This window comes from Herbaspirillum sp. SJZ107, assembly GCF_006715485.1.
In the GTDB taxonomy this organism is placed as follows: Bacteria; Pseudomonadota; Gammaproteobacteria; order Burkholderiales; family Burkholderiaceae_D; genus Telluria.
The window spans coordinates 463,517-481,261 of sequence record NZ_VFNH01000001.1; the positions used below are offsets into that span (position 1 = coordinate 463,517).

Here is a 17,745-nt window from a genome sequence, read left to right on the forward strand (position 1 = left end):
TCGCGACAGCAATCCGACACGCGCGCCGGGTTCCGTGGCCGCGTCCGATAATGGCGGCAAGACATGCAGGCGGAGACGCAGGAGGCGATATGGCAACCCAACGATCGATTACGGCACCCTGGAAGGCGGCCGCCGTGCTGCTCGCGCTGTGCGCCATCTGGCAAGCGGGTCCGGCCCTTGCACGGCCGCCCGAGGCAGGGCAGGGCCAGACCCAGTCCGCCGCTTTAAGCGAGCAGAGCGCTGCCACTGGGCGCCAGGCCCGCAAGACCGAGCAGGCCAACCGCGCCGCCGCCGTCGAGGACGAAACCAGCACCGCCGCACAGGCCGCCCGCACCGCGCAGTCCGAGACGGCCCAGTTCGAGGCGCAGGCCCGCCGCAGTGGCGCCGGCAGCGGCGCAGCCGCCCCTTCGTATGGCCCGACGCTGGCGCCACGCAGCCAGGGGGCGCGCGATCCGGCGCGCAAGGACCCGGCCGAAGTCCACGACGAAACCGACAGCCTGGCCCGCCCGGCGCCGGCCAACCCGGCAGACTCGCAGCGCCGCACGACCAATCCGAACCTGCGCCGCCCCGCCTGGCAGCCGGCCGCCGAACCGATGGCGCCGCGCCCGCTGCGCTCGGCAAACGCGAACGCCAGCCCGGCCGCCGCACCCGCGGTGCCGGTACCGGCCCAGGCGGTGCCGCCAAGCCCGTCCGGACCGACGCGCAGCGTGATCGCCGGTTGCCAGGGCAATTCCTGCACCGACACCAGCGGCCGGCGCTACAACGGCATCGGCACCGGCAATGCCGGCGTCAGCAGCAGCGGACGGCTGTGCACACGGAGCGGCGTCAGCGTGCAATGCTTCTGACGGATGCGTGGTGTTCCAAGCAAAAGCTGGCTACAATCCGAGGGTGACGTTTACGTAAACGTCAAACAAACCCAATAAGAACGACGAGCTTGGAGAAGACAGCATGCAAATCCAGAACAATGTATTCATCGTGACCGGCGGCGCTTCCGGCCTCGGCGCCGCCACCGCGCGCATGATCGTGCAAGCCGGCGGCAAGGTCGTGCTGGCCGACGTGCAGCTTGACGCGGGCACGGCCCTGGCCGCCGAACTGGGTGGAGAAAACGCGCAGTTCGTCCGATGCGACGTCACCTCGGAAGCCGACGGCCAGGCCGTGGTCGCCGCGGCGCGGGCGCTGGGCCCGCTGCGCGGCCTGGTCAACTGCGCCGGTGTGGCGCCGGCCGTCAAGACCGTCGGCAAGGACGGCCCGCACCCGCTGGACGCCTTCCAGCGCGCCATCAACATCAACCTGGTCGGCACCTTCAACATGTGCCGCCTGGCGGCCGACGCGATCGGCAGACAGGATGGCCTGGAGCACGGCGAGCGCGGCGTGATCATCAATACTGCCTCGGTCGCGGCCTTCGACGGCCAGATCGGCCAGACGGCGTATGCCGCCTCCAAGGCCGGCGTGGCCGGCCTGACGCTGCCGATGGCGCGCGACCTGTCGCGCAGCGGCATCCGCGTGATGACGATCGCTCCCGGCATCTTCGAAACCCCGATGCTGATGGGCATGCCGCAGGAAGTGCGCGACTCGCTCGGCCAGATGGTGCCGTTCCCGCCGCGCCTCGGCATGCCGGCCGAGTATGCACACCTGGCGAAAGCCATCATCGAGAACGTGATGCTGAACGGCGAAACCATCCGCCTGGATGGTGCGATCCGCATGCAGCCCAAGTAAGCAGGGCAGCCGCGCAGGGCAAGCCCGCACCGTTGTCGGGCGCGACGCACCCTTATGCAGCGGAAATTGCTTGTCCTGATCGATCTGGCAATTTCGGGTAGGATGGTCTGTGGTATGGCGCGCGGCTCAGGCCGCGCGCGTCGTTTTCATGACCGGAGAATCCTTATGACCCTGAAGTTGCCCGTCCTCGCCTTGTCCCTCGGCGCTGCCTTTGCCACCCTTGCCGGTGGCGCCGCCTTTGCCCAGGACGCCGCCCAGGCCCTGCAAAAGGCCCCCGAAGCCGCCAGCGGCTGGCACGAGAAGGCCGGCTGGGCCGCGCGCAAGAACATGGTGGCGGCGGCCAATCCGCTGGCCGTCGAAGCGGGCTACGAGATGCTGAAGAAAGGCGGGACGGCGATCGACGCTGCCATCGCCACCCAGCTGGTGCTGACCCTGGTCGAGCCGCAATCGTCGGGCATCGGCGGCGGCGCCTTCCTGGTGTACTACGACGGCAAGAAGGTGCAGGCTTTCGACGGCCGCGAGACCGCGCCCTCGAAAGCCGACGAGCACCTGTTCCAGCGCCCCGACGGCACGCCGCTGTCGCGCGCCGAAGGCATCGTCGGCGGCCGCTCGACCGGCGCCCCGGGCGTGCTGCGCATGCTCGAGCTGGCGCACCGCCAGCATGGCAAGCTGGCCTGGAAGACGCTGTTCGAGCCGGCCATCCGCCTGTCCGAGAACGGCTTCAAGGTCAGCCCGCGCCTGAACAGCCTGCTGGCCGGCGACCCCTACATCGGCAAGGACCCGACCGCGCGCGCCTATTTCTTTGCGCCCGACGGCAAGCCGTGGCCGGTCGGCCACGTGCTGAAGAATCCGGAACTGGCGAAGACCCTGCGCGAGATCGCCGCGGGCGGCGCCGACGTGTTCTACAAGGGCCGCATCGCGCGCGACATCGAAGCCAAGGTCAAGGGCCACCCGACCAATCCGGGCCTGCTCACCGCGGCCGACATCGCGGCCTATCAGCCGAAGCTGCGCGAACCGGTCTGCAACGATTACCGCGCCTGGACCGTGTGCGGCATGCCGCCGCCGTCCTCGGGCGGCATCGCGGTGGCGCAGATGCTCGGCATGTTCGAGACGCGCGACATGAAGTCGCTGGCGCCGACCAACGGCATCCCCGGCACCGAAGCCGTGCACGTGTTCTCGGAAGTGGGGCGCCTGGCCTATGCCGACCGCGACCGCTACGCCGCCGATACCGATTTCGTGCCGCTGCCGGGCCGCGGCCTGCCGGCGCTGCTCGACAAGCATTACCTGAGCCGGCGCGCGGCGCTGGTCAAGGAACGCTCGATGGGCAAGGCGCCGGCCGGCAATCCGCCGGGCGTGGAAATGGCCTGGAACTGGGGCCTGGACAATTCGATCGAGGCCCATTCGACCTCGCACGTCGTGGCGGTCGACGAATACGGCGCCGGCCTGTCGATGACCACCAGCGTCGAGGATGCCTTCGGCTCGCGCCAGATGGTCGACGGCTTCATCCTGAACAACCAGCTGACCGACTTTTCCTTCGATTCGCGCGATGCCCAGGGCCCGATCGCCAACCGCGTCGAAGCCGGCAAGCGGCCGCGCAGCGCGATGAGCCCGACCATCGTGTTCGACCGCAAGACCGGGCGCTTCGTCGAAGCGGTCGGCTCGCCGGGCGGCCCGCTGATCATCAACTACGTGGCCAAGGTGCTGGTCGGCACCCTCGACTGGGGCCTGAACATGCAGGAGGCGATCGCGCTGCCGAACTTCGGCAGCCGCAACGGCCCGACCGAGCTGGAGAAGGGACGCTTCCCGGCGGCCGAGATCGCCGAACTGAAGGCGCGCGGGCACGGCATCAGCATCGGCGAGCAGACTTCCGGGCTGCAGGGCGTGCAGCGGATCGAGATCCATGGCGTGCCGCTGTGGTTCGGTGGCGCCGATCCGCGGCGCGAAGGTGTCGCAAAAGGAGACTAATTAATTAGTAAAAGGCTATTTATTCACCGCAAGCACAGCATTGTTTGCTAACCTTGCCGTGTGGATATTGCGCATAAAACCGGGCTGATCCTTAGTGGAGGCGGTGCCCGGGCGGCCTACCAGGCCGGGGTCTTGCAGGCGATTTCCCGCATCCTGGCGGAGGCGGGCTGGCCGGCCACGCGCAATCCGTTCGCGGTCGTGTGCGGCACTTCGGCCGGCGCCATCAATGCCACCGGCCTGGCCTGCCGTGCCGACGATTTCGGCGATGCCGTCGACGGCCTGTGCGCCATCTGGCACGATATCGCCGTGCACCAGGTCTACCGCGCCGATTCGATCGCGGTGCTGCGTTCCGGGGCGCGCTGGCTGTCGCTGCTGTCCTTGGGCTGGCTGCTGCGCAGCTGGCATGCGGCGCCACCCAATTCCCTGCTCGACAACACGCCGCTGGCCGGCCTGCTGCACCGCATGCTCGACCTGCCGCGCCTGGATGCCGCGCTCGAGGCCGGGCACCTGGATGCGCTGGCCGTCACCGCCTCGTCCTACAGCGGCGGCAACCACGTCACCTTTTACCAGAGCGCGCGCCCGGTCGAGCCGTGGCGGCGCCACCAGCGGGTCGCGCTGGCCGACCAGATCGGCGTCGAGCACCTGCTGGCGTCGAGCGCGCTGCCCTTCATCTTTCCGGCGGTGCCGCTGTACCTGGACGGGCGTCTCGAATACTGCGGCGACGGCTCGATGCGCCAGCTGGCGCCGATCTCGCCGGCGATCCACCTCGGCGCGACGCGGGTGCTGGTGGTCGGCGCCGGGCGCATGAGCGAATCGGAAGACCGCACCGTGGACAGCGCACGCGTGCGCTATCCCAGCCTGGCGCAGATCGCCGGGCATGCGCTGTCCTCGATCTTCCTCGACAGCCTGGCGGCCGACATCGAGCGCCTGAACCGTGTCAACCAGACCCTGGCGATGCTGCCGCGCGAGCTGCTGGCGCGCACCCCGCTGCGCCCGGTGGCGCTGCTGGTGATCGCCCCGTCCGAGCGCCTGGACGACATCGCCGCCCGCCATACCCACGACCTGCCGGGGCCGGTGCGCACGCTGCTGGCCGGGATCGGCGCCACCGAGGCGCGCGGCGCCGCGCTTGCCTCCTATCTGCTGTTCGAGCCGGGCTACACGCGCGAACTGATGGCGCTGGGGCGGGAAGACACCCACGCCCGGCGCGACGACGTCCTGGAGTTCTTCGCATGATCCGGCGCTTTCTTTTCGCCACGCTGGCATTGCTGCTGGTGCTGGCCACCCCCGGCATGGCGGCCCCGGCCCCGACCCTGCGTTTCGAGCACCTGTCGGTCGAAAACGGGCTGCTCCAGGAATCGGTGCTGGCGATCGTGCAGGATTCGGAAGGCTTCATGTGGTTCGGCACCCAGTCCGGCCTGTCGCGCTACGACGGCTACCGTTTTACCAGCTACCGCAACGTCATCGGCGACCCCAGGACGCTGATCAACAACTGGGTGCGCGTGCTCTACGTCGACCGCAAGGGCCGGCTGTGGATCGGCACCGACGGCGGCCTCGACCGCTTCGAGCCCAGCACCGGTTCGTTCACCCATTTCCAGCCGAACGAGCCGGCCAAGCGCGGCAACGGCAACCGCCACATCCGCGCCATCCTCGACGACGGCAAGGACGGCCTGTGGCTGGCCACCGCCGACGGTCTGCAGCATTTCGACATCAACAGCGGCCGCTTCACGATCTGGCACCACGTGCCGGGCGTGGCCGACAGCCTGGCATCGGACAAACTGACCTCGCTGGCGCTCGACGCCAGGGGACGCCTGTGGATCGGATCGTCGCTGGGACTGGACAGCCTGGGGCCGGACCACGCCCATTTCCGCCACCACCCGTCGCCGCAGGGCGGCGCCTACGACGTGATCCAGGCGCTGCTGGTCGACCCCGGCCAGCACCTGTGGGTCGGCAGTATGGGCGGCCTGGAGCGCCTGCCGCTGGGCCAGTCGGGCGAACTGCACCGCTTCGGCCTGGGGGAGGGCATGCCGGCCGGCGAGATCAGCGTGCTGTACCAGGACGCCGGGCGCCAGATCTGGGTCGGTTCGCACGACCGCGGCCTGTACCGCTGGCAGCCCGAGGCCGGCACCTTCGCCCACCATCCGCACCGCATCACCGACAGCTACAGCCTGGGCGACAACCAGGTCTCGGCGCTGTACGCCGACCGCGTCGGCACCTTCTGGGTCGGCACCTGGTACGGCGGCGTGTCGCGCGCCGACATGGGCAGCGGCGGCTTCGCGCGCATCGTGCGCGGCGCCGATTCGCCGATCGCGCTGGAAGACAACAAGGTGCGCGGCATCGTCGGCGACGGCGCCGGCAAGCTGTGGCTGGCCACCAACGGCGGGCTGCACCGCTTCGACCCGGCCAGCGGCGAGGACACGGCCTGGCGCCTGGCGCCCGTGACTGCCGGCCTCACCGGCGACGCCATGGCCACCGCGGTCGCGCTCGGGCCGGACGGCGCGGTCTGGGCCGGCGCCCGCAATGGCCTGGCGCGGCTCGATCCTGCCAGCGGGCGCATCGCGCGGCGCAGCCTGTCGAAGGACGTCGACGCCAACAGCGTGCGCAACCTGCTGGTCACGCGCGACGGCGTGCTGTGGATCGCCACCCGCGGCGGCCTGCACCGGCTGGACCCGCGCAGCGGCGGCATCGGGGGCGCGCTCACCACCTGGCAGCACGACCCGGCCTCCAGCACCAGCCTGGCCGACAACGTGGTGCGGCCGATGCTGGAAGACCGCCAGGGCCGGCTGTGGGTCGGCACCTTCGACGGCCTCGACCTGCTCGACCGCGCCAGCGGCAGGTTCCGCCATTTCCGCCACGACCCCAACGACGCGGCCAGCCTCAGCCACGACGAAGTGCACTACCTGCTGGAAGACCGCCACGGCACGCTGTGGGTCGGCACCGCGGTCGGCCTCAACAAGATGGTGATCGCGCCCGACGGCACCCCGCGCTTCCAGCGCTACACGCGGCGCGAGGGCATGGAAGACGACGCCGTCGCCGCGCTGCAGGAAGACCTCGACGGCTTCCTGTGGGTCAGCACCTCGAGCGGGCTGTCGCGGCTGGACCCGGTCAGCGGCATCTGGCGCAACTACAACTCGGCCGACGGCACCATCGAGGGCGCCTACTTCGACGCGTCCAGCCTGCGCGCGCCGGACGGCACCCTGTACTTCGGCGGCAACAACGGCATCACCGCCTTCAACCCGCGCGCTCTGCACGACAACTCGATCGCGCCGCGCGCCGTGATCACCGGGCTGCAGATCTTCGGCCAGCCGGTGCAGCTGGCCCATCCCGGACTGCTGCAGGGACCGATCGAGCGCGTCGGCGGGGTCACGCTGCCGGCCTCGGACTCGGTGTTCTCGCTGGAATTCTCGGCGCTGCACTTCGCCGCGCCCGGCCGCAACCGCTTCGCCTACCGCCTGTCCGGCTTCGACCAGGAATGGATCAGCGCCGACGCCGGCAAGCGCTTCGCCACCTACACCAACCTCGACCCGGGCACCTACAGTTTCGAGGTGCGCGCCGCCAACAAGGACGGCGTGTGGAGCGACGCCGCCGCCAGCATCGACATCACCATCCTGCCGCCGTACTGGAAGACCTGGTGGTTCCGCAGCCTGTGCGCGCTGCTGGTGGGCGGCATCGGCTACGGCGCCTACCGCGTGCGCCTGGATGGCCTGCGCCGCCAGAAGGACCTGCTCGAGCACCAGGTCGGCGTGCGCACCGAAAAGATCGAGCAGCAGAACCGCCTGCTGGAGCGCCAGACCGAGGAGCTGCGCGAGCAGCAGCGCCAGGTCCGGCGCCGCACCGACGAGCTGGCGCGCGCCAACAACGCGCTCAAGGAAAACGAGGAGGGCCTGTACCTGGCCAAGCAGCGCGCCGAGGATGCGACGCGCCAGAAATCCGAATTCCTGGCCAACATGAGCCACGAGATGCGCACCCCGCTGGCGGGCGTGATCGGCATGCTCGGCTTCGCGCTGCGCGACGGGCAATTGAAGGCGTCCACGCGCGAGCAGATCCTGCGCGGCCGGGCGAACGCCGAGTCGCTGCTGGCGATCATCAACGACCTGCTCGACTTTTCCAAGATCGAGGCCGGCAAGCTGACCATCGAGCACATCGACTTCGCGCTCGACGAGACCATCGGCCAGGTGGTCACGCTGTTCGAGGAGCAGGCCGGGGCCCACAGCGTCGGCTTCGCGCTGCACCTCGATCCCGACCTGCCGCGCTTCGTGGAAGGCGATCCGACCCGGCTGCGCCAGATCCTGGTAAACCTGGTCGGCAATGCCTTCAAGTTCACCCACAGCGGCCAGGTCACGGTGCGTGTCGAGCGCCGCCAGGAAGACCAGTGGGATGCGGCCGGCCGCAACATGATCCGCTTCTCGGTGGAAGACACCGGCATCGGCATCGCCGCCGATGCGCTGCCGCGCCTGTTCCAGCAGTTCGAGCAGGCCGACGCCACCACCACCCGCCGCTACGGCGGCACCGGCCTGGGCCTGGCGATCTGCCGCCAGCTGGTCGACCTGATGGGCGGCACCATCGGCGCCGTCAGCACGCCCGGCACCGGTTCCACCTTCAACGTGCTGCTGCCGCTGGCCGACGGCGTGGCGCCGCCGGTGCTGTCCAATGCCCCGCGTGAGCCGCACACGCACCGCCTGCGCGTGCTGTGCGCCGAGGATTACCCGACCAACCAGATCATCGTGCGCATGATGCTGGAAGAGCTGGGCCACCAGGTCGACGTGGTCGACAACGGCCTGCTGGCGGTGCGGGCCTGCGCGCACACGCGCTACGACATGATCCTGATGGACGGCCGCATGCCCGAGATGGACGGCGCCAGCGCCACCCGCCTGATCCGCGAGGGCGGCTCGCGCGACGCGCCGGTGATCGACCAGCACCTGATGATCGTCGCGCTCACCGCCAACGTCAGCGAGGAAGACCGCTCGCGCTACCTGGCCTGCGGCATGGACGCCTTCCTTACCAAGCCGATCGACGACACCCAGCTGCACTATTACCTGACGCGCGCGATCGAACGCCAGCTGCAGCGCGGCATTCCGCTGGCGCCGATGCCGCCGCGCGAGGCGCGTGCGCCTGCGCCTGCGGCAGGCGCCGCGCCGGTGCCCAGCACCGCCGACCTGGATGCGATGTTCGGGGTGTTCACCGGGGCGCTGCCGGAGGCACCCGCACCAGCACCGGCACCTGCGCCGACCGGCCTGCACGAGCGGATGCGCAGCGCCTTCACGGCCGACCTGCCGCGCCGCCGCGCCGAGTTGCAGGCGGCGCTCGGCGCCGGCGACCTGGATGCCGCCGGGCGCCTGCTGCACGGCATGCGCGGCAGCGCCGGCTACCTGGGCGAGGACGGCCTGCATGCACTGTGCGGCGAACTCGAACGCGAAGCCGACGGCGGCCGTCTCCACAGCGTGCGGCGGCGCCTGCCGCAGCTGCTGGCGCTGCTCGCACGCTTCGAGGCCAGCACCGTATGAGCCCGTTATAATTTGCCATGAAACAATATTTTGAAGAAGATGCCAGGCGCGTCCTGATCATCGACGACGACGTGGTGTCGCGCATGGTGCTGATGCACCTGGTCGACGGCGCCGGCGCCTTCGACGTGCTGGAAGCCGAGGATGGGGAGGAGGGCTGGACCCGGCTGCTGGACGGCGCCGCACCCGCGATCGTGTTCTGCGACCTGCGCATGCCGCGCCTGTCGGGCATGGAACTGCTGGCACGGGTCCGGGCCGACGCCCGCTTTGCCGGCTTGCCCTTCGTGCTGGTCTCGGCCGCCGGCGACGCCGCCAGCATGGAGCAGGCGCTCGGCCTCGGCGCCGACGGCTACATCGTCAAGCCCTTCGACCATGCCCGGGTCGGCGAGCACCTGGCACGCCTTGCGCCGTCCGACGCCGCCCCCGCCGCGGAAGACCCGCAGGCGACCGCGCGCCGCCTCGGCATCGACAACGCCCGCCTGCTGCTCTATCTGGGCGGCCTGCAGCGCCAGCTGGCCGGCGCCGCTGCCGACATCCCGCAGCTGCTGGCCGGCGGCCAGGGCGCAGCCCTCGCGCAGGCGCGCGCGCAGCTGGCGCGCCTGCGCGAAGGCTGCGCCACGCTCGGCCTGCATGGCGCGGCGCAAGCCCTGGCGGCACTCGAAGGCGCGGACGCGCCCGGCGTCGACAGGGCAGTACGCGCGCTCGACGCGGCCCTGGCCGCGGTGCTGCGCCAGACCGCGGCGGCCGGCGGCGCCGCGCACTGAGCCGCGCGGACGGCGCAAGACGGCGCCGTCGTCCCTACCATTGGTGCATACTGAGGCTTTACGGTCGGGGCCGTCATCATGCTATCCGTACAGTCAATTCCGCCGAACAACGTACAAGCGTGCGTCGAGTGCCGCAAGGGGCAGAAGCTCGGCTTCGAACTGCGTTTCGCGTTCCAGCCCATCGTCGACGTCGGCGCGCGCAAGGTCATCGCCCATGAAGCCCTGGTGCGCGGTCCGAACGGCGAAGGCGCGGCCGCCGTGCTGCGCCGCGTCACGCGCGACAACCTGTACCTGTTCGACCAGGCCTGCCGCGTGGGCGCGGTGCGCACTGCCGCCCGCCTGGGCATCCGCGACCGCATCTCCATCAACTTCCTGCCGAATGCCGTGTACCACCCGGCCACCTGCATCCGCTCGACACTGGCGGCAGCGCGCGAGTGCGATTTCCCGGTCGAGAACATCATCTTCGAAGTGACCGAGGGCGAACGGGTCCAGAACCGCGACCACCTGGTGCGCATCATCCGCGCCTACGACGAGATGGGCTTCTCGACCGCGATCGACGACTTCGGCGCCGGCTACGCCGGGCTGGAACTGCTGTCCGACTACCAGCCCGACATCCTCAAGCTCGACATGCACCTGGTGCGCGGCATCGATACCAGCAAGCCGCGCCAGGCGATCCTGAAAGGCGTGCAGGCGATGTGCGCCGGCATGGACATCGAGCTGCTGGCCGAAGGCATCGAGACCCCGGCCGAACGCGACTACCTCGCCGCGGCCGGCATCCGCCTGATGCAGGGCTACCTGTTCGGCAAGCCGGCGCTGGAGGCGGTCGCCGCGATCGATGCAAGTGCCTGGGCCTGAATTCGGATCCGACGCCCGGCCAGCGCGCGGGATCATGTTTTCGGCACCGATGGTGGCGGCCCTGCTGGCCGGCACCAAGACCCAGACCCGGCGCGCGCTGCGCCCGCAGCCGGCGGACGGTGCCGACCTGTCGCTGCTGCGCAATCCGTTCGGACAGCCGGGCGACCTGCTGTGGGTGCGCGAACGCTTCGCCGCCTTCGGCCACTGGCAGACCCGCCACAACGCCGCCAAGGGGCGCGCCGAGTGGTTCTTCACCGACCTCACGCGGTCGCGCGGGCTAGCCTGGCGCTATGAAGCGGATGGCGGCGGCGCCGACGCGCACGCGGTGCGAGCCGCCGGCCCGCCCGCCTGGCACAGCCGTCCGGCCCTGTTCATGCCGCGCGCAGCCAGCCGCATCCTGCTCGGGATCGTCGCCGTGCGCGTCGAGCGGCTGCAGGCGGTGAGCTTGGCCGATGCGCTGGGCGAAGGGGTGGAGCCGGGTGGGGACCCGGCGGCCGGCGATCCGGCGGCCGGCGACCCGGTGCAGGCTTACCGGGCGGTGTGGGAAGGGATCAACGGTCCGGGAAGCTGGGATGCCGATCCGCTGGTGTGGGTGGTGGAATTCCGGCGCTTGACGCCGTAGGCGATAACACCTGAACCGTCGTGCCTGGCACCGCCGGGAATCACTTCCACGCAGATGGCACCTAGGTTGAGCTTCCGGAGACAAGCTTAGAACCTGTACTCCGCTAACATGCGATAAATCCTTCCCGGATATCTGCCATGTTGACGATGTAGGAGAAAAAGCATGTGGAAGTTTCCATACATGACTACCAAACTAATAATGACCTGACGCAAGAGAACCCCGGTATCAAAGATATTGCCACTGCGGTTACGTACCATTGGTTTTCACCATTGCCGAAACTACGGTGTCCAATGAACCTCAAGGATTTAATCAAGGGATCGTCTGGCTTGACCGAGGCGAATCGTCCCATCCATTTACGGCTGTGGCAAGAACAACGCGTGCTCGACGATGTTTTGTTGGTCAAACGTGTTACCGGTAGTGAAACTTTGTGCGGTGGGCTGGAATACCGGCTTTTTTGCGTATCAACGAGAGTTGATCTGGCGTTAAAGGAGTTTATCGCATTGCCGGTCGAGCTCCAGTTTGTGACTGACCGTGGCGATCTGCGTGCCGTGTGCGGCATTGTGGCACAAGCTGCTGCAGGCCAGAGCGACGGTGGACTCGCAAGCTATGAATTGGTAGTGCGTGACGTGTTGGCGCTGATCGCGTACCGCACAAATACCCGTGTCTTCCGCAGCCAGAACGAACTGGATATTACGCAAGTCATTCTGGACGAATGGCGTCGGAACAATTCAGTGCTGGCAAAAACTTTCGAAGTGGACTGGTCGTCCGTAACCAGTAACTACCCGGCGCGGGAATTCACCATGCAGCACAACGAGTCCGATGCCGACTTCTTGCGTCGGTTATGGAAGCGGCGTGGCATTGCGTGGTTCATACGGCCCGGTCAAGCCAGCCATACACAAAGCCAGGATCTGCCCGGCCATACCTTGGTACTGTTCGATGACGCATTCACGTTGTTGCAAAATGCGGCTGGCACCATCCGCTATCACCGGGATGACGGTACCGAACACAGCGATACCATTTTCGGGTGGAGTCCTGTGCGCAAACTGGCGCCGGGCCAGATCAGCCGTTTGAGTTGGGATTACATGCAGGGCCGCCCAACGTCGGGTAATACTCCATCCTGCATCGACCAAGGTACGATGGGCAACCGGATGGCAGCTAGTCTCGATGACTACTTGGTGGATGTGCCGCATGCGGGAGCGGATGGTAACGATTATCGGGATCTCGGCGAGTTGCGCATGAAGCGGCTCGAGTACGAGTCCAAGTGCTTTCATGGCGAGGGCAGTGTACGTGCGCTGTGTGTCGGGCAGTGGATCGGTTTGAGCGGCCATCCTGAAATCGATCTACATCCTGAGAAAGAACGCGAATTCGTCGTCACGAGCCTGGAAGTCGATGCGGAAAACAATCTTCCCAAGACGCTCGATGAGCGGATACAGCGACTGTTTGCGCTCAACCGCTGGGATGATGGCGCCCCTGCAAACATATTGCGACAAGCCAGCACGGAACGTGGCATGCGTTATACGAATCGCTTCTCGTGCGTGCGTCGCGGTGTCCCGATCGTACCCGCTTTTGATCCCCGCATCGACCTGCCTCGTCCACAACTGCAGAGTGCCCTCGTGGTGGGCCCGCCTGGCGAAGAAGTGCATTGTGACGAGCATGGCCGGGTCAAGGTGCGCTTTCCCGGCACCAGGGCAGAAGACCATCGCCATGCGCAGGATGCCGGCGCCAGCGATAGCGACCGCGATTCTGCCTGGGTACGCGTGGCCAGCACATGGGCCAGCAATCAATGGGGGACCATTATGTTGCCGCGAGTCGGGGACGAAGTCATGATCGATTTTTTGGGAGGCGACCCTGACAAGCCGATCATCGTGGCCCGGGTCTATGGCGGCACGGCGCCGCCGCCTTCTTTTAGCCATACCGGGACACTCCCGGGTAACAAGTACCTAGCCGGCATCAAGAGCAAAGAAGTGCAGGGTACCCGCTACAACCAGCTGCGCCTGGACGACACACCGGGACAGATCAATGCGCAGCTGTCTTCCCAGCACGGACATAGCGAACTGAATCTCGGGTGGCTTACCCACCCACGTAACGAGGGCAGAGGAGAAGCACGCGGCGAAGGGGCGGAACTGCGCAGCGACCATGCTGTAGCAGTGCGCGGCGCGCAAGGTGTGCTCATCAGCGCTGCTGCGCGTCAGCGTGCCAGCGACAAACAGCTTGACCGCGCGGAGCTGACGGGTTTAGTCGAAGCGCTGCAAGGCGTACAACAGCAACTGGCCGAGCTGGCTTCGACACATTACGCGGGCGACACCGATGACAAGGAACTCAAACAACTGATCGGTTATTTGAAGGATTGGGAGTTCGGCAGCAATACAGAAAAGAAAGCTGCGGGTACTGGCGGCCAACCTGTGGTGGCGCTGTCTGCACCTGCGGGTGTTGCGGTCACGAGCCAGGACAACATTGCGATCGGCGCGCAAACGCATCTCGACATGGTCAGCATCGGCAATACCCAGCTCTCTGTCGGGCGGAAATTGCTGGCGCGTGCATCGGAAAATATCAGCCTGTTCGCCCATCGCCTTGGCATCAAGCTCATCGCTGCCAGCGGCAAACTGGAATTGCAGACCCATACTGACGACATCGAAGTCACTTCCTCCAAACGCATCGTCTTGACCGCCACTGACGAAATCGTGCTGCAGGCACCCAAGCTGCGCTTCGTGGCGCAAGGTGCTCAAGTGGAGATCGGTGGTGGAACCATCACACAGCAGAGCAGCGGTGAACATTCGATCAAATCGTCGAAGTTCGCACATGTCGGCCCAGGTGGTGGCAGCCCAACCGCTGCAAAGTCGCCAGTGAGCAAATTCGACCATGACCAGCAGACCGTTCTGCGTTGGGTGGGCACGGATGAGCCCATGAAGAATCAACGCTACCGTATAACTACCGAAGAAGGACGGATCTTTGAGGGCAGTACTGATGCCAACGGGTTTACCGAACGTTTTACCAGCACCATTCCTTTTGCGCGCTACAGCATCGAAGTACTTGAAGACTAACTTTAAAGGATAAATACGATGACGACCGCTGAGCACCCATTACCCGCACAACATAACAACAGCACAGCGCGAAAAGCGGAAGGGTTTGCGACACCAAAGCAGGACAAGAAACCTCAGTGCGCTAGGTTTCTACCCAAGCGGGTGCTGCCGATAATTTTTCTGCCGGGGATCATGGGATCAAATCTCCGCATTAGTGTGCAGCGGCAACAAGAAACGCGTAGGAATGACAATATCGCTTGGCGGCCCGATACCCTTGGCCCTGGGAACATCAGTAGCGCTGCGAATGAAAAACCGTCCGAACGTCAACTGCGATTAGACCCTTTACAGACCACGGTTGATATTTATGATCCGGCCGGGCCTTCCGAAATCAGCGCTGACGGTCGACACGGCAATGTGAGTCTCGACAAGAATTTTCGTTCTCCGTTACTCACCGATGACCCGCCAACCGCAAAGAATAGGCGTACTGCCGTACAAAAGGCGCGAGAGCGGGGCTGGGGCGAAGTTTTTTTCAAAAGCTACGGGGCGTTGTTGCAACATCTCGAGATGCGCCTCAATAATACTTTTTTCGAAAGCAAGATACGGCAGGAGTGGCGCGATGTCGTTGGGGTAGATCCGGTTGTCTGGGGCCTTGATCCAAAGCTGCCACAGCAGGCATTGACCGAAGATGAGCTAAAGAAGGTTGCTACCGGTTGCTGGTTTGCCGTGTATGCATTTGGCTATAACTGGCTGCAGTCCAACGGTGATAGCGCCAGAATAATAGCCGTCCGAATCAAGAAAGTAATCGATGACTTGAACCAGTCTGGCTATGAATGCAATCAGGTTATCGTCGTGACCCATTCTATGGGAGGATTGGTTGGTCGGGCTCTAATTCACCCAAAATACGGGAACTTGCAGGATAAGGTCTTAGGTATTGTCCATGGCGTAATGCCTGCTATTGGTGCCCCAGCCGCCTATAGCCGCATGAGAGCGGGGTTCGAGGATCCAGGCCTGCTTAGAAGTCCGAAAGATAGCCTTACTGCAAAGGTGGCTGGCAACCATGGCGACGAAGTGACGGCGGTCCTGGCGAATGCGCAGGGTGGAATGGAGTTATTGCCCACGGAGTCCTATGGCAACGGCTGGTTGCGCGTCATGTATAACGGCCGTGATTTGGAGTCTTGGCCAAAGCAGGGTGATCCGTATGGTGAAATCTATAAGGTGCGCGGCGCATGGTATGCACTCTTTCGTGAGGAATGGATCAATCCTTCTGGAATGCAGGCAAGAGATGGGGGCGGAACATTTAAACGAACATGCAATTATCTAAATCGTGCCCAGAGTTTCCATCAAAACATCGCCAACACATTTCATCCAAACAGCTACGCACATTATGGAGCCGACCGAAAAAGGAAAAGTTTCGGTGAGGTTATATGGGAGATTGACAAGAATTGTGCCGACCCTACTGGTTGGCAGAACTGGTCGATCTTAAGCGATACCCGACAAGGAAAACTTGGATTGGTTCGTTGGGATCCCCTCAGCCCTAATAATAAGGCGCTTCGACCGGTTAGAGATAACGATGACATGCCCGCTCCGATCCACGCCACTATTCTGCCAGCCTCATCACCAGGTGACCAAACCGTACCCGCCAGATCCGCCGACTATCAACTGAATAGTGGCATATTCAGGGGAGTGTTCCGCCAGACTGGTTACGAACATCAAGGAAGCTACCAAGATCCGCGGGCAATCGCATCGACCTTGTACAGCATCATACGGATTGCCCAGAGTGCAACGTGGAAATGATTAAGGCAAAGTTATGAATTTGTCCGTCATTAAATGCGTGTGCCTCGCCTCTATGACCTTTCCGCTGCTGCTGTTGGCGGGCTGCAAAGACAATCCAAAAGAATGGACGACGCCAAATATGACTGCACTTACACCTCGCCTGCAAGCAGTGTTCGAGAAAACCAAAACGGTCTGCTTTGGGCGGTTTATGGTCGATGTGCCTGCATCGTCGACTGTCGTGTGGGGTAATGTTGACATACCGCTGAGCGTGAAGGTTTATCCTCTGGGCGAAAATGAAGTGGATAATTTAGCTCAAAAATTCATCGATGATCTGAAAAGCGAAAAGGCCATTAACCACGATGATGTGCCTTTATTGCTATCCGTGAGCATCATGGATCAACCTGAAGGGAAAATTGTAACTGGTTATGAAGATTTTCAATCTATTGATGACCTTAGAATTAACGGATATTTTAGGTTGAAAAATGACGGAGTTGTGATAAGTAGCCGTCCCTTACGAGAAGAAAAAGACCAAACGATCGCAGATATAATCAGCATCGCGCAACGTCTCCGGCAACGTACCGAAAAGGAAGTGCCAAGCGAGCCAGGCAATTGCATTGAATACGCTTTCCTACCAGATAAGCCTGGAAGTGATGGCGAGCGATCTCAGGATCTAATTCGCATCGGCTTTCGGCTTGGCGAGTTCCCTGATACTCATCTCTCGATTTTTGTGGGGCCGTCGAATCCTTATCATACTGAAAGTAACTCGCTGGAATGGCAGCTTGAAAGGTTGGAGACAAATTTGAAGGCCGAGAACCCTAACCACCCGCAGCTAAAAACCAAATATCTGCGAAAGGGAAAACGTCAGATTCATGGCTGGATTGACGGTTTCGAAGCCCTATCACGCTCGGCAGAACAGCGAGATATACATTCGTTTCATGATTTCGGTATGGATTTTCGAGGGGTACCGTCTGATCCAATGAGACCTTATGCAGACGTACGCATGCAGACCGGAGTCGCCGACAACGTCGCCGGTGCGACCAAAGCCAGTCTGACCGACGAAGAAGCGATAGCAGCCTGGGATAAGATCACTAGCACAATTCGCCTGCGACCAACAACTGTTATGACAGTTAAGAGTTCCGGCGCCGATATGAAACCGCGCATTCCTTTAGGGGAGCTTGCTGCAACCGGTCGTGTCTGCCCTCAAACCGGCTGGTGGGAACCTGATCAATCGCATGATCGAGTATCACGCCAGCGTCAACATATCAAGGCCGGTGAACAGATGCCTCATTTGGTTACGCATGGAAAGCCATCGTTATGGCAAAAGTTTAAGGGTGAACAACCTGCTTATAGTACGGCGACAGTCTGGAAACTGGCCAGCTATGATGATTCACCTGTTTCTACCGACGCTGAGGCACGGTCAGCTGCGATTGCACATGTTTCATCGAGTGATCCTTCTACTACTAAAAACGCCCTGGATGAAACGAGTGCAGACGGTCCAAATCCAGACGCTTCTTCGCCTGAGAAAGGGTAGG

General features: G+C 64.3%; 11 protein-coding genes. All 11 read left to right on the forward strand.

Features of this window, described 5'->3' with window-relative positions; translation table 11 throughout:
• Positions 1–89: 89 nt before the first annotated feature.
• The 11 genes from FBX97_RS02115 to FBX97_RS02165 all read left to right on the forward strand — a co-directional run bounded on the left by FBX97_RS02115 (position 90) and on the right by FBX97_RS02165 (position 17,744).
• The gene (locus FBX97_RS02115) at positions 90–845 is read left to right on the forward strand and encodes a hypothetical protein (protein WP_141828600.1); all 756 of its coding nucleotides are present in this window, start codon (positions 90–92) and stop codon (positions 843–845) included.
• 103 nt (positions 846–948) lie between these two features.
• The gene (locus FBX97_RS02120) at positions 949–1,716 is read left to right on the forward strand and encodes a 3-hydroxyacyl-CoA dehydrogenase (protein WP_141828601.1); all 768 of its coding nucleotides are present in this window, start codon (positions 949–951) and stop codon (positions 1,714–1,716) included.
• A gap of 165 nt (positions 1,717–1,881) precedes the next feature.
• Positions 1,882–3,681 carry a gamma-glutamyltransferase gene (gene ggt / locus FBX97_RS02125; protein WP_141828602.1) on the forward strand — a complete coding sequence of 600 codons (1,800 nt, stop codon included), beginning with the start codon at positions 1,882–1,884 and terminating at the stop codon, positions 3,679–3,681.
• A 60-nt stretch (positions 3,682–3,741) separates the two neighbouring features.
• Positions 3,742–4,914 (forward strand): patatin-like phospholipase family protein, encoded by a 1,173-nt coding sequence (locus FBX97_RS02130; protein ID WP_255517254.1) that lies wholly within the window; start codon positions 3,742–3,744, stop codon positions 4,912–4,914.
• Positions 4,911–9,182, forward strand: a complete 4,272-nt coding sequence (locus FBX97_RS02135; protein ID WP_141828603.1) for a two-component regulator propeller domain-containing protein — start codon at positions 4,911–4,913, stop codon at positions 9,180–9,182. The genes FBX97_RS02130 and FBX97_RS02135 overlap by 4 nt, the downstream gene beginning before the upstream one ends.
• 17 nt (positions 9,183–9,199) lie before the next feature.
• Positions 9,200–9,943, forward strand: coding sequence for a response regulator (locus tag FBX97_RS02140; RefSeq protein ID WP_141828604.1), 744 nt, complete (start codon positions 9,200–9,202; stop codon positions 9,941–9,943).
• 78 nt (positions 9,944–10,021) lie between these two features.
• Positions 10,022–10,798: an EAL domain-containing protein gene (locus FBX97_RS02145; protein ID WP_141828605.1), complete on the forward strand. Its 777-nt coding sequence runs from the start codon at positions 10,022–10,024 to the stop codon at positions 10,796–10,798.
• Positions 10,799–10,832: 34 nt separating this feature from the next.
• Positions 10,833–11,420, forward strand: coding sequence for a hypothetical protein (locus FBX97_RS02150; RefSeq protein ID WP_255517255.1), 588 nt, complete (start codon positions 10,833–10,835; stop codon positions 11,418–11,420).
• A gap of 290 nt (positions 11,421–11,710) precedes the next feature.
• Positions 11,711–14,461 carry a type VI secretion system Vgr family protein gene (locus FBX97_RS02155; protein ID WP_141828607.1) on the forward strand — a complete coding sequence of 917 codons (2,751 nt, stop codon included), beginning with the start codon at positions 11,711–11,713 and terminating at the stop codon, positions 14,459–14,461.
• Positions 14,462–14,479: 18 nt separating this feature from the next.
• Positions 14,480–16,234: a triacylglycerol lipase gene (locus FBX97_RS02160; RefSeq protein WP_141828608.1), complete on the forward strand. Its 1,755-nt coding sequence runs from the start codon at positions 14,480–14,482 to the stop codon at positions 16,232–16,234.
• Positions 16,235–16,247: 13 nt separating this feature from the next.
• Complete coding sequence (locus FBX97_RS02165; RefSeq protein WP_141828609.1) at positions 16,248–17,744, forward strand: T6SS immunity protein Tli4 family protein; 1,497 nt, start codon at positions 16,248–16,250, stop codon at positions 17,742–17,744.
• Position 17,745: the final 1 nt, after the last annotated feature.